This window comes from Enterococcus sp. DIV1094 (assembly GCF_017316305.2).
In the GTDB taxonomy this organism is placed as follows: domain Bacteria; phylum Bacillota; class Bacilli; order Lactobacillales; family Enterococcaceae; genus Enterococcus_B; species Enterococcus_B mangumiae.
Genome location: NZ_CP147250.1, coordinates 1,241,390 through 1,254,229, shown reverse-complemented (window position 1 = coordinate 1,254,229; position 12,840 = coordinate 1,241,390). Strand labels below are relative to the sequence as shown.

General features: G+C 39.5%; 12 protein-coding genes. 3 read left to right on the top strand and 9 right to left on the bottom strand.

The window, feature by feature from the left end:
- Positions 1–160: 160 nt before the first annotated feature.
- Complete coding sequence (locus tag DOK79_RS06075) at positions 161–739, bottom strand: TMEM175 family protein (protein WP_206858860.1); 579 nt, start codon at positions 737–739, stop codon at positions 161–163.
- Positions 740–934: 195 nt separating this feature from the next.
- Here DOK79_RS06075 and DOK79_RS06070 point away from each other — a divergent pair, with 195 nt between their 5' ends.
- Entirely contained in the window at positions 935–1,132 is a 198-nt protein-coding gene (locus tag DOK79_RS06070) for a hypothetical protein (RefSeq protein ID WP_206858861.1), read from the top strand.
- Between the two features lie 74 nt (positions 1,133–1,206).
- Here the strand turns inward: DOK79_RS06070 and DOK79_RS06065 are convergent, their stop codons facing one another.
- The gene (locus DOK79_RS06065) at positions 1,207–2,025 is read right to left on the bottom strand and encodes a ZIP family metal transporter (protein WP_206858862.1); all 819 of its coding nucleotides are present in this window, start codon (positions 2,023–2,025) and stop codon (positions 1,207–1,209) included.
- A 57-nt stretch (positions 2,026–2,082) separates the two neighbouring features.
- A complete protein-coding gene (locus DOK79_RS06060; RefSeq protein WP_206858864.1) occupies positions 2,083–3,066 on the bottom strand; it encodes a Gfo/Idh/MocA family protein in 984 nt (327 codons plus the stop codon).
- A gap of 155 nt (positions 3,067–3,221) precedes the next feature.
- Between DOK79_RS06060 and spxB the strand changes: the two genes are divergently transcribed.
- Positions 3,222–4,964 carry a pyruvate oxidase gene (gene spxB / locus DOK79_RS06055; RefSeq protein WP_206858867.1) on the top strand — a complete coding sequence of 581 codons (1,743 nt, stop codon included), beginning with the start codon at positions 3,222–3,224 and terminating at the stop codon, positions 4,962–4,964.
- A 305-nt stretch (positions 4,965–5,269) separates the two neighbouring features.
- Here the strand turns inward: spxB and relB are convergent, their stop codons facing one another.
- Both relB and DOK79_RS06045 read right to left on the bottom strand, forming a co-directional pair.
- Complete coding sequence (relB, locus tag DOK79_RS06050; protein WP_206857194.1) at positions 5,270–5,485, bottom strand: type II toxin-antitoxin system RelB family antitoxin; 216 nt, start codon at positions 5,483–5,485, stop codon at positions 5,270–5,272.
- 234 nt (positions 5,486–5,719) lie between these two features.
- Complete coding sequence (locus DOK79_RS06045; RefSeq protein ID WP_206857195.1) at positions 5,720–6,241, bottom strand: HdeD family acid-resistance protein; 522 nt, start codon at positions 6,239–6,241, stop codon at positions 5,720–5,722.
- 237 nt (positions 6,242–6,478) lie between these two features.
- Here DOK79_RS06045 and DOK79_RS06040 point away from each other — a divergent pair, with 237 nt between their 5' ends.
- Entirely contained in the window at positions 6,479–8,101 is a 1,623-nt protein-coding gene (locus DOK79_RS06040; protein WP_206857199.1) for an ABC-F family ATP-binding cassette domain-containing protein, read from the top strand.
- 70 nt (positions 8,102–8,171) lie between these two features.
- Here the strand turns inward: DOK79_RS06040 and DOK79_RS06035 are convergent, their stop codons facing one another.
- The 4 genes from DOK79_RS06035 to rplI all read right to left on the bottom strand — a co-directional run bounded on the left by DOK79_RS06035 (position 8,172) and on the right by rplI (position 12,837).
- Positions 8,172–9,035 carry a DegV family protein gene (locus DOK79_RS06035; protein WP_206857201.1) on the bottom strand — a complete coding sequence of 288 codons (864 nt, stop codon included), beginning with the start codon at positions 9,033–9,035 and terminating at the stop codon, positions 8,172–8,174.
- Positions 9,036–9,283: 248 nt separating this feature from the next.
- Positions 9,284–10,576 carry an adenylosuccinate synthase gene (locus tag DOK79_RS06030; protein ID WP_206857202.1) on the bottom strand — a complete coding sequence of 431 codons (1,293 nt, stop codon included), beginning with the start codon at positions 10,574–10,576 and terminating at the stop codon, positions 9,284–9,286.
- Between the two features lie 247 nt (positions 10,577–10,823).
- Positions 10,824–12,191 (bottom strand): replicative DNA helicase, encoded by a 1,368-nt coding sequence (dnaB, locus tag DOK79_RS06025; RefSeq protein ID WP_206857203.1) that lies wholly within the window; start codon positions 12,189–12,191, stop codon positions 10,824–10,826.
- A 193-nt stretch (positions 12,192–12,384) separates the two neighbouring features.
- On the bottom strand, positions 12,385–12,837 hold the full coding sequence (gene rplI / locus DOK79_RS06020; RefSeq protein ID WP_010734553.1) for a 50S ribosomal protein L9: 453 nt from the start codon (positions 12,835–12,837) through the stop codon (positions 12,385–12,387).
- Positions 12,838–12,840: the final 3 nt, after the last annotated feature.

The following is a 12,840-nucleotide window of genomic DNA, read 5'->3' as shown; positions in this document are numbered from 1 at the left end:
AAATTTCGATTGTTTTTTTGTATTTTACTTATTTTTCTATTAAATTTCCTCCAAATGACTGATAAACCAGTTCGACGTTTATACAACAAAAGACATGTAAGAGTGAGGAATTACGCCTTTCACTCTTACATGTCTTTTGTTGTACGTTTTAGCTAGGTAGTTAACGATAGTAGGCTTCAATTTTACGACTTGGGATCAACCAAGCGATCAAGATCACGACATTGACCAATAGTACAGCAATTGGCGCAACCAAAACTCCCAGTATCAGTCCTACAACGTTCAAGCCTATCGATAAATATGATTTACGGTAATTACCGAACAGCTCTTTGATGGATGCTTTTTCGTCTTCTTCTGAGGCCACTAATGTCCGTGCTAACACGTAATAGGTGAGATTAGCACCTAATATCACCACGCCATAGGTGATTTCAGGGACAAGGCTGTTACTGTATTCGCTGATCCATGATGTAACAAAAGGAAACAGCGATAGGAAAAAAATAAAAAAGCTATTCACCCACAGCACTCGGCCATTGACCTTATGAACGGCTTGAAACAAGTGATGATGGTTATTCCAGTAAATACCTAAAGTGAAAAAACTAATGATATAGATAAGAAAGCGTGGAGCAAGTGTCATCAATGCTTGAAAGGTATCTGAATGTGGTTCATGTAGCTCCAGTACTAAAATCGTCATGATGATGGCGATTACTGCATCTGTAAAGGCTTCTAGTCGATTTTTCGGCATGACTTTCCTCTCCTTTCGCTTCATTTTATTCGTAAAAAGGATAAAAAAGCAACCTTTTCACACCAAAGTAGCAAGTAGAAATCGGCCTCTAGGTGGAGGTCATCATAAAAAATCCTTGCTATACTTATTTTATCGAAAAGAACAAGTGAAGCTTCTAGTGAGAAGTTTACCAAATAGAGAAAAGAGGCGATCAACATGCAAAAAAGAAATACGTTCCAAACGATCATCCTATTGGTTATCGGTTTAGTCGTAGCTAGCTTTGTCCTCAGCCTATTCGTTAGCGTAATCAGCAGCTTGCTATGGTTAGGTATCAAATTATTGATTCCAGCAGCCATTGCGATTTGGTTAGTCCGTTGGATCACTCGCGCAACGCAACAAAGAAAATACTACTAATTCCCTTTCAACAAAAACAAAAAGAGACAGAAATTTTCTGCCTCTTTTTTTGTTTTACTAAATGATATATCATTTCATCCGAGTGCTACATCTAAAATCATCATGATAATAAAGCCAGACATGACACCGAAAACGGCATAGTGTCGTTTACTGGAAAGTGTTTGTTGCGCTTCTGGAATCAATTCCTCCACTACGACATAAATCATTGCACCCGCTGCAAAAGCTAACGCATACGGCAACAAGACCGAAACTTTCGTCACCAAGATTGCTCCGATGACTCCTGCAATCGGTTCAACGACACCTGATGCTTGTCCATAGACGAAAGCTTTTGTCCGACTCAATCCTTCTTGGCGAAGAGGAATCGAAACAGCTGCTCCTTCTGGGAAGTTTTGAATACCGATCCCTAGCGCAACAGAGATCGCTGCCAGCACCGCAGTCGTTGGGTTCTCCGAAGTGGCTGCCGCACCAAATGCCACCCCTACGGCTAAGCCCTCTGGAATATTATGCAAAGTAATCGAAAAAACAAGTAAAATCGTTCGTTTTAAATGTGTCGGTAATCCTTCTTTTTCATGTGCTGGACCAAAATGCATATGTGGTAAAGTTTTGTCCGCAAGATATAAGAATAATCCACCTAGCCCAAAACCAATACTAACGACAAGCCAAGCAATGTCGCCATTTTCTTCTGCTTTTGTGATTGCCGGATCTAACAAAGACCAAAAACTGGCAGCGATCATCACACCAGAAGCAAATCCTAACATCAGATTAAGTACATCTTTTTTGATTTCTTTAAAGAAAAAAACTAAGCCAGCCCCAAGCGCAGTCATAAAATAAGTAAACGCTGTACCCGTCAACGCTTGCTGCCAAGGTTCTAGCTTCAGCAGCCAATCAACCATACAAATCTCCTTTCAACCTTTTATTCTTACTCTAGCATATTGGCAAAAATGTGACTACTATTTATCTGATGATCCCTTTCGCCAAGCATCCCCAAACCACTTGTAGTAAAGATCGTCAACGACTTGAACATTTGTGATCGTCATGTTCGGATCTACCACTGTCCCTTGCTTCTTGCCTGAGGAAAGTAAATCGGCGACATGACGGATCTCAAAGACGAATTCACTATTCATCGGAAAATCTTTTTTCACTACTTCTCCATCGTTCATTTGGATCGTATAATGGTCCGTTTTCCAATAATTAGGAATAATGATCGTCCCTTTTTCGCCAATGATTGAGTACGTACTAGTAAAAGACATTTTTGTTGTTAGAAATAAACTGATCAAAAGATCTTTCTGTTTCAAGTTGATCATACATTGCTCGTCTGTTTGACCTGAGCCGTGTTCAACACATATACCGTTATAGCCATCAAAGCCTGTTCCAAAGAAATATTGACTGACACTTAACGGGTAGGAAGCATTAGAGATCAATACGCCTCCCCCTTTTTCCATATCCCAGAACCAAGGAATCTTTTCAGACCCCGGGCGAGCATCACGAATATCTACTAATTGCACTTGACCGATTTTTCCTGAATCAATCGTTTTTTTCACGTCTTCGATTGCTGGGAGAAACACTGCTTTTTGTGCTTCCATAAGAAAAACATCGTGTTGTTGCGCCAGCGCATAGAGTTCTTGTGCCTCTTCTGAATGCAATGTGAAAGGTTTCTCTAAAAGCACATGCTTCTTCGCTTGAATGGCGGCTTTCGCTGCGGAAAAATGAAGATGATTGATCAGTGGAATATAAATCAATTCTACCTCGTTGTCAGCAAGCAATGCTTCATAACTGCCATAAGCCTTTGGAATCCCTAATTCTGTTGCTAACTGCTGTGCCTTTTCTAAGCGACGTGTAGCAATCGCTGCAGCTTGCGCCACACCACTTTCTTTGATCCCCTCAACAAAACGTGGCACGATCGACGCGCCACTCATGATACCGATTTTTAGCATACGCTTCCTCCTCACTTTTTGACCTCACTATACCACAGTTTCATGATTTACTTGCAAGTCGTACAGCTGAAAAGTCGCTTTAGTTGGGCTTTTGAAAAGGAAGATTTATACTTTAAACAATAAATATAATTCGTTTTTTTAAGGAGTGTGTCAAAATGTCAACAATAAATGCCGGTATTGCAATGGTAAAAGTGCTTGAAAGCTGGGGAATCGATCATATTTATGGGATTCCAGGTGGTTCGTTCAATTCCATTATGGATGCGTTGTACAAAGAAAAAGAAAAAATCGATTATATCCAAGTACGTCATGAAGAAGTCGGCGCGTTAGCTGCGGCTGCTGATGCCAAATTAACAGGGAAAGTAGGTGCTGTCTTTGGTTCTGCTGGGCCTGGCGCAACACATTTGATCAATGGACTTTACGATGCTCAAATGGACCATGTCCCAGTCGTCGCTCTTTTAGGACAAGTGGCTTCGACTTCAATGAATTATACTGCTTTTCAAGAGTTAAATGAAAATCCGATTTTCGCTGATGTGAGTGTCTACAACCGCACAGTCATGACACCTGAAAGTTTACCCCATGTGGTTGATGAAGCCATCAAGGCGGCATATGCGCATCAAGGCGTCGCAGTCGTGACGATCCCTGTTGATTTTGGTTTTGAAGAAATTGAGTGGCAAGAGGTGTCCAACGCTCATACTTACAAAACAGGAGTGATCTTACCTGACACAGAAGACGTAAACGCAGCTTTACCATATCTCAAACAAGCTCAAAAACCTGTCTTATTCATCGGACAAGGTGTCCGTCATGGGTATGAGCAAATCAAGCGATTTTCCGAATATTTTAAGATGCCGATAGTTGCTTCTGTTTTAGCTAAAGGAATTGTGCCAGATGAAGACAAAAACTTTCTTGGTTTTGCGGGGCGGGTAGCGACAAAACCTGCAAATGAAGCGTTGGCAGAAGCCGATTTGATTTTATTCGTAGGAAGTGACTTTCCTTTTGGGCGGACGTTCTTCAATCCTGAGGCAGCTTTTATCCAAGTCGATATTGATGCAGCCAAGTTTGGCCGCCGTCATCACGCAGATTTAGCCATTTTAGGCGATGGAAAATTCACATTAGAGAAATTAGTTGAACTGGGAAAAGAACGAGCAGAAGATGCTTGGTATTTAGCCAACCAAGAAAATGTCCAAAATTGGCGGCGTTGGTTACAATCGTTTGAAGAACCGACTGAGCAATCGATTCGCCCAGAAGCAGTCTACAAAGAAATCAACCGGATTGCCGAACACGATGCTGTTTTTGTGACAGATGTTGGAAACACGACCATTCACTCGATTCGCTTATTGAATATGAACGGCGAGCAGCTACACACCACTTCTGGTTGGTTTGCGACGATGGGAAATGGTGTACCAGGCGGAATTGCTGCTCAATTAAGTTTTCCCGATCGACAAGTCTTTACTTTGAGCGGTGACGGTGGCTTTGCTATGGTGATGCAAGATATCTTGACCCAAGTCAACTATCAGTTACCAGTCATCAATGTCGTTTTCTCAAATGATTCATTTGGCTTTATCGAAGCCGAACAAGAAGACACTGAACAACAAAAATTTGGCGTCTTACTTGAACAAGCTGATTTTGGAAAAGCTTCTGAAGCCTTAGGTGCGGATGGATTCACGATTACACACTACGAGCAATTACGCCCTGCTTTCGACGCTGCGGCGGCATCCGATCGCCCAGTCGTAATCGATGTGAAAATCCCCAATAAACGTCCCTTACCTGTCGAAGACTTACACTTAGATCCAAGAAAATATAGCGAAGAAGAAATCGAGGCCTTCAAAGAAAAATATAAGGTCCATGATATGCCTGTGCTTCATGAAATATATACGCAACATCTTTCTAAACAGTTGTAAAAGTTCTTCCAAGTGAATCAAGAAAATCCCAAAGTTAGCAGAACAAAAAATTTAAAAACCTCATAAAGCCAAAATATGGAAACTATTTTGGCTTTATGAGGTTTTTCCCAAAGGATAGGCTTTTAAAAACATGAAAGCTGAATATTACTATAAAAATATGTAATAATTACATCGACTAAATACTATAAATTGTCTCACGCTTTCCTGACTTGATAACAAGCACAAGAGCACAATCATCATGGATGATGCAAATAAGTCTGTATTTACCTATACGGTAACGCCAGAGTAAAATTCCACAAGTTAAGTCATAAGCCTTCTTCTTTCAACATATTTTGGAGACTAGCTGATTCATTAGTTAGATTTTTCAATACTTCATATCCGTCTTGCAAATCAAGATAATCTTCAATTTTTTCAGTCAATGCTTGTTTCATCAAAGTAGATAAAGGTTGACCCGTTAATTCTGCATAGCTTTGAAAGAAAGCTTCTTCCTGATCATTCAATCTTATCGTTATTATACCCATACTATTGATCCCTCCCCTTCTATTCAACTAATTGTAATATAATTGTTAATTTACAAAAAATCTATACACACCTTCTCTTAATCAATAAAAAAGCCAACCAAGTAACTCAATGATTGAATCACTTGGTCAGCTATTGCACTTTTTTAAGTGTAAACTTAGTTCATGATTAAGATCATCTGCCAATCACTTCTAACAACTTAAATTTAATTGATTTTATTCTTATATTTCTAGAAATCATCTAAACGCATAAACGATCTGATTGATCCCAACCACCATAAAGTAAAAACCAACTAAAAAACTTAGCGTCAACGCAGAGGATAAAGGATTGAATAATAAAATGATCCCTAATAAGATACCCAAGATGTTGATGACTACGGTGAACCAATAATGACCTTCACTGATTCCTCTAAATAAATCAGCCGTAACTAAAGCTAAAACAGAATCAATAATGAACCAAATAGCGAAGACAAATGGTAATGCTACAACACCGGCGCCAATATTGAAGATGAAAAAGATCCCAATCAAAATATCAATGATCCCGACGACCAATGGCATCTTGCCTTTATAACCTGTCAGCTCTTTTACTTGTTTGCGCATAAATAACTCAAATAACCCTTTTATAATAGCAAAAACAGCAAATACAATAACGATGGCAACCAAGTTACCTACTGGATCACGAAAAGAAATCAAGGAAACTAAAACAAATAATATCCCTAATATCAGTGAACCCCAATCTACTTTTCTACTTTCTTTCATTTTTTATCCCTACTTTCTTCTTTATCTATTTCTATCTTACGCCCCCATTAAAATAACTTCAAAAATTTAGCACCTATGAAAATGCTTTAGTGGTAAAAAAACGTTTACCATCTTTTATTCCTTTAATTGTTTCACGTGAAACGTAAAGAATCACTGATTTCCTTGAAACTTTCAACATTCCCCTATATAATTCTAGAAGACTTGGCAAATATTATAAACATAAAGTGAGGAAAAAAATTGATTACTGTAAATGATGTAAGTTTGCACTTTTCAGATCGCAAACTATTTGATGATGTTAATATAAAATTCACTCCCGGCAATTGTTATGGCTTAATTGGAGCAAATGGCGCAGGTAAATCAACATTCCTTAAAGTATTATCTGGAGACTTACAACCTTCAACAGGTTCTGTTACATTAGGCCCTGATGAACGTATGGCTGTTTTGAAACAAAACCACTTTGACTATGAAGAATATACTGTAATGGAAACAGTGATCATGGGGCATAAACGTTTGTATGAAGTAATGAAAGAAAAAGATGCCATCTATATGAAAGAAGATTTTACAGATGAAGATGGGATTCGTGCCGCAGAATTAGAAGGCGAGTTCGCAGAATTAAATGGTTGGGAAGCAGAGCCAGAAGCAGCTGTTTTACTTCAAGGATTGAATATTCCTGAAGAGTTACACCATCAATTGATGAGCGAACTAACAGGTGGACAAAAAGTGAAAGTGTTGCTTGCACAAACACTATTTGGTAAACCAGATGTATTACTTCTAGATGAGCCGACCAACGGACTAGATATCCAGTCGATCAACTGGTTAGAAGAATTTTTGATTGAATTTGAGAATACAGTGATCGTTGTTTCCCATGACCGTCACTTCTTGAACAAAGTATGTACCCACATGGCAGATTTAGACTTTGGTAAAATCAAACTTTATGTAGGAAATTACGACTTCTGGTTAGAATCAAGCCAATTAGCGACTAAGTTACAAGCGAATGCCAATGCGAAAAAAGAAGAACAAATCAAAGAATTACAAGACTTTATCGCACGTTTCAGTGCAAATGCGTCAAAATCAAAACAAGCGACATCTCGTAAGAAAATGTTAGAAAAAATCACGTTGGACGATATCCAACCATCTTCACGTCGTTATCCTTTTGTTGGATTCAAACCGGAGCGTGAAATCGGAAATGACTTACTACAAGTTGAAAATGTCAGTGTAACGATTGATGGTAAGAAGATTTTAGATGATATATCATTCACTTTGAACAAAGAAGACAAGGTAGCATTCGTTGCCGAAAATGATATAACAACTACAACGCTATTCAAAGTGATCATGGGCGATTTAACACCGGATACGGGTACTGTCCGTTGGGGTGTAACAACAAGCAATGCTTATCTACCAAAGGATACAACAAAAGAATTTGATACAGACTTAACGATCCTTGACTGGTTACGCCAATATGCAAGTAAAGAAGAAGATGATAACACCTTCTTACGAAGCTTCTTAGGTCGCATGTTGTTTTCTGGTGAAGAAGTATTAAAACCAGTAAATGTCCTTTCTGGGGGCGAAAAAGTTCGTTGTATGCTTTCTAAATTGATGCTTTCAAAAGCAAATGTCCTTGTCTTAGATGATCCAACGAACCATTTAGACTTAGAATCGATTACTGCATTGAATGATGGTTTGATGGCATTTTCAGGTTCGATCCTATTTGCTTCTCATGACCACCAATTCATCCAAACGTTAGCAAATCGCATCATTGCTGTTTCTGATAAAGGCGTGATCGACCGTGCAGATACGACTTATGATGAATTCTTAGAGAACAAAGACATACAAAAACAATTAGAACAACTTTGGAACTAAGCCTTTCAACATCAACAAAAAAACAGGTGTACAGCGTAAGTATTCTTACGTGATACACCTGTTTTTCTTTTTATCGGCTGACGCCCATTGAGAATATCGCGATACAGCCATAGCCTGTATGACTTGCGATCGTTGGTCCTAAGGGATAGAGCTTGATTTCTTTTGTTTTGATGCTTTCTTCCAGCAGCTTTTTGGCTTTCTCAGCACTTTCTAGATCACCTGCATAAGCGATATACACCGTTTGTTCAAGTGGCGCGACAATCGATTTGACGGTTTCATCCACGATTTTTTGAATGGATTTATTTCTACCGCGTACTTTATCGACATTTGATAGATGACCACCTGGTTCAACGGTAATGATTGGTTTTACGCTTAAAAGACTACCAATAGTGGCACTTGCTTTAGAAATACGGCCACCACGTTCTAAATGTTTTAAATCATCGACTGTTACCCAAGAATGAACCTTGAGGTAATTGTTTTCTAGCCAAGTCAGTGTTTCTTCTAGAGAAGAGCCTGCTTGTTTCAAGCGAACTGCTTCTAATACCAACAATCCCTCACCGATGCTTGCGGCTTTTGTATCAAATACATAAACTTGTGGGTCTTCGTATGATTCCTTCAATAATTCCACTGCTTGTAAGGCACTGCTGTAAGAACCACTCATCCCACTCGAAAAAGCAATGTACAAAACAGGGATTCCTTTTTCTACATAGCTACGAAAGAATTCTAAATAACGACCAACATTGATTTGTGAGGTCGTAGGCATTGCGCCTTCACGTAACTGTTGGATGTACCCTTCATAATCAAATGTTTTTCCTAGATCATCGATCAGGATCTCCTCACCTATCTGGATTTCCATAGATAAAAAATCAACATTTGCATTTGCTAATACCTGATATGGCAGATCGCAACATGAATCTGTGACTATTTGATACATTCGTTCCAACTCCTTTTTTCTCCACTTTTCATCGTTGTCTATTATAGCAAACTCCTAGAATTTTAAATAACTTCAACCCTTGTAGACATTCTACTTGGCATGAACTGTTCAAACGAAAGGGTGAATAGATACGATAAGAGGGAAAAACGTTCGATTCCCCGTTTTCCCCTCTTATCTGTTTATCGTGATTCCAGTGTTTCACTCATTCTTGAAAGAATGTTCCTGTTAGCGAATAGTCACTGAAAGGCCTAGATTTGCGCCCACACGCTTTCTAGGATATTTGTTTGGTTTCGGTCAGGACCGACTGAAAATGTTGAAATACGCACGCCTACAAGCTCTGAGATACGTCTTACATAGTTACGCGCATTTTCTGGTAGTTCTGCTAACGTACGGCAAGCAGTAATGTCCTCTGACCAGCCTGGTAATTCTTCATAGATTGGCTTGCAACGATTCAATTCTTTCAGACTCGCTGGGTAATGATAGATTCGTTCACCGTCTAATTCGTACGCTGTACAGATCTTCACTGTTTCTAAGCCGCTCAAGACATCGATCGAATTCAAAGATAGATTCGTGATACCTGATACACGTTTTGAGTGACGCATCACGACTGTATCAAACCAGCCGACACGACGAGGACGCCCTGTCGTTGTACCATACTCACGACCGATATCACGGATTCGTTGACCTGTTTCGTCAAATAATTCTGTTGGGAATGGGCCATCACCCACACGTGACGTATAGGCTTTACATACACCGACCACTTTATTGATTTTAGAAGGGCCGACACCACTACCGATCGTCACGCCTCCAGCAACTGGATTGGATGAAGTAACAAAAGGATAGGTTCCTTGATCGATATCCAACATAACTCCTTGTGCGCCTTCAAATAGCACACGTTTTCCTGCATCTAGCGCATCATTTAAAATGACAGATGTATCTGTCACATATTGTTTGATTTGTTGACCATACTCATAGTATTCTTCAAAGATTTCTTCAAAATCGATTGGCTCTGAATCGAACATTTTCACAAATTGACGATTTTTATCGTCTAAATTCATGCGTAAACGTTCTTCAAAAATTTCTTTGTCCAATAAATCGGCTACACGAATACCGACACGTGCTGCTTTATCCATATAAGCAGGTCCGATCCCTTTGATGGTCGTTCCGATTTTGTTTTCCCCTTTTGCATCTTCTTGCAATTGGTCTAATTTGATATGATACGGCAAGATGACATGTGCGCGATCAGAGATACGTAAATTATCTGTCGTCACATTTTTTTCGTGTAAATAAGCCAATTCTTTGACTAAAGATTTCGGATTGACTACCACACCATTCCCGATCACGCTGATTTTATCTTTGTAAAAAATCCCCGAAGGAATCAAGTGCAGTTTATACGTAACACCATCGAATTTAATTGTGTGTCCCGCATTGTCGCCACCTTGGTACCGTGCGATCACTTCAGCATTTTCACTAAGAAAGTCAGTAATTTTTCCTTTCCCTTCGTCGCCCCATTGTGTACCCACTACTACTACAGATGACATTTGAACACCTCATTTAATATTATTTAATCCTGAATTATTGTAACAATGATTGACACTTTATTCAACTAAAATCGAATGATATTTGGAATAATTTAGTGAAAACGATTGAAAAACGAACAATATAGTGTAATTTCTTCAAACTCACCCTCGCGAAGAAAAAGCTCAATTAAGGGGTATTTCAAAAAAAATCCGAGAAACGAAAGTAGTCCTTCCTTCGTTTCTCGGATGTATTTTTGATTGATTCTGATTAATATTCTTCTCGCGGTGAAAGGGAAGAAAATTTATTGTATTCTTTGATGAAGAGCAACTCGACTGTTCCCCTTGCACCACTACGGTTTTTTTCGATTATGACTTCGATGACATTGTCATTTTGCGGTTCTGGTGCATCGCTGTCCTCGCCGCCTTCACGTTCGTAGTAATCATCACGATATAAGAAAGCAACGATATCGGCATCCTGCTCGATTGACCCAGATTCCCGGATATCACTCAATACAGGGCGTTTATCCTGACGTTGTTCTACCCCACGAGAAAGCTGTGAAAGGGCAATGACGGGTACTTTTAATTCTTTTGCCAGTTTCTTTAACTGACGAGAAATATCAGAGACTTCTTGTTGGCGGTTTTCTTTGCCGTTTCCTTCGATCAACTGCAAGTAATCGATAAGGATCAAGCCTAGATTTCCTTTTTCTTGCGCAAGTTTTCGGCATTTTGCACGTATCTCAGAGATTTTGATCCCTGGGGTATCATCGATAAAGATATTGGCTTTAGATAAGCTTCCCATCGCAACGATCAAATTCGACCATTCTTCTTCTGAAAGCTGACCTGTACGTAGGTGACTCGCTTCGATCGACCCTTCCGCACAAAGCATCCGATTGACTAGTGATTCTGCCCCCATCTCCAAACTGAAGATCGCTACGGAACGATCCGTTTTTGTACCGACATTTTGGGCAATATTCAAGGCAAAGGCTGTTTTACCTACCGCCGGACGAGCAGCTAAAATAATCAGCTCTTCTGCTTGGAATCCAGCAGTCATTTTATCTAATCCTTGGTAACCCGTAGGTAAACCGGTGATTTCTTCATTGTTTTGTGCTAACTGGTCGATATTTTCAATCGTTGAATTCAAGACGTCCGCAATGGATAAGAATCCGCTGCGATTACGTTTTTCTGATACTTCAAGGATACTACGTTCCGCATCGTCCAAGATCGATTGGACTTCTTCTCCTTGTTCAAATCCTCTCGTGACAATGCCTGTTGCTGTTTGGATCAAATTACGAAGTAACGATTTTTCTTCCACGATTTTTGCATAGTACACGATGTTTGCTGCCGTTGGTACTGCTAAGGCTAGGTCAGATAAATAGCTGACGCCACCAGCATCTTCCAGTAGATTTCGTTGCTCTAAACGATCTTTGACTGTCACAACATCAATGGCTTCACTACGGTCATTCAATTCGATCATGATCTCAAAAATGATTTGATGTCCCCGACGATAAAAGTCTTTCGGTTCTATGTACTCCATGGCATCAATGATCGTTTCAGCGTCTAGAAACACAGAACCTAGAACCGCTTGTTCAGCTTCAATATTTTGCGGTGGAATTCGATCCTGCCACACTTCACTCATATTCTATCGCTCCTTGCTTTCAATTGCTTCATTTTACAAGAAAATGGCAGAAAAGTCATCCCTAAAATGAACATCTGTTCCAAAAGCTGTGCCTTCGAAAATAGACCACAGAGGCCAAAAATAATCAAAAGCTATTTTTGACCTCTGCGGCTGTTTTTTGAAGTGATGACCTTTCGTCACAGGTTCTTTTCGTTTATTCAGAAACAACATGCACTTTGATCGTTGCCGTTACTTCATGATGCAACTTCACTGGTACGTTCGTGTAACCTAATGTACGGATCGGGTTATTCAATTCGATTTTACGTTTGTCCAATTTTACTTTGTATTGTTTATTCAGACCTTCAGCGATTTGTTTCGATGGGATTGAACCGAACAAGCGGCTATCTTCTCCTGCTTTGGCTTTTAATTCAACGACTGTTTCTTCTTTTTCAAGAAATTCTTTTAGTTTTTTTGCTTCTTCAAGGATTTCTGCTTCTTGTTTTTCTTGCGCTTTTTTCTGTCCTTCTAACTGACTGATACTACTTTTATTTGCTTCTTTTGCTAGGTTGTTCTTGATCAAATAGTTTTGTGCATAGCCTGTAGGCACTTCTTTGACATCGCCTTTTTTGCCTTTGCCTTTGACATCTTGTAAGAAAATGACTTTCATTTC

Excerpts from the sequence above, each read along its gene's own strand:
- DOK79_RS06075 (WP_206858860.1), bottom strand. The coding sequence starts at position 739 with ATGCCGAAAAATCGACTAGAAGCCTTTACAGATGCAGTAATCGCCATC.
- DOK79_RS06070 (WP_206858861.1), top strand. The coding sequence starts at position 935 with ATGCAAAAAAGAAATACGTTCCAAACGATCATCCTATTGGTTATCGGT.
- DOK79_RS06065 (WP_206858862.1), bottom strand. The coding sequence starts at position 2,025 with ATGGTTGATTGGCTGCTGAAGCTAGAACCTTGGCAGCAAGCGTTGACG.
- DOK79_RS06060 (WP_206858864.1), bottom strand. The coding sequence starts at position 3,066 with ATGCTAAAAATCGGTATCATGAGTGGCGCGTCGATCGTGCCACGTTTT.
- spxB (WP_206858867.1), top strand. The coding sequence starts at position 3,222 with ATGTCAACAATAAATGCCGGTATTGCAATGGTAAAAGTGCTTGAAAGC.
- relB (WP_206857194.1), bottom strand. The coding sequence starts at position 5,485 with ATGGGTATAATAACGATAAGATTGAATGATCAGGAAGAAGCTTTCTTT.
- DOK79_RS06045 (WP_206857195.1), bottom strand. The coding sequence starts at position 6,241 with ATGAAAGAAAGTAGAAAAGTAGATTGGGGTTCACTGATATTAGGGATA.
- DOK79_RS06035 (WP_206857201.1), bottom strand. The coding sequence starts at position 9,035 with ATGTATCAAATAGTCACAGATTCATGTTGCGATCTGCCATATCAGGTA.
- DOK79_RS06030 (WP_206857202.1), bottom strand. The coding sequence starts at position 10,576 with ATGTCATCTGTAGTAGTAGTGGGTACACAATGGGGCGACGAAGGGAAA.
- dnaB (WP_206857203.1), bottom strand. The coding sequence starts at position 12,191 with ATGAGTGAAGTGTGGCAGGATCGAATTCCACCGCAAAATATTGAAGCT.
- rplI (WP_010734553.1), bottom strand. The coding sequence starts at position 12,837 with ATGAAAGTCATTTTCTTACAAGATGTCAAAGGCAAAGGCAAAAAAGGC.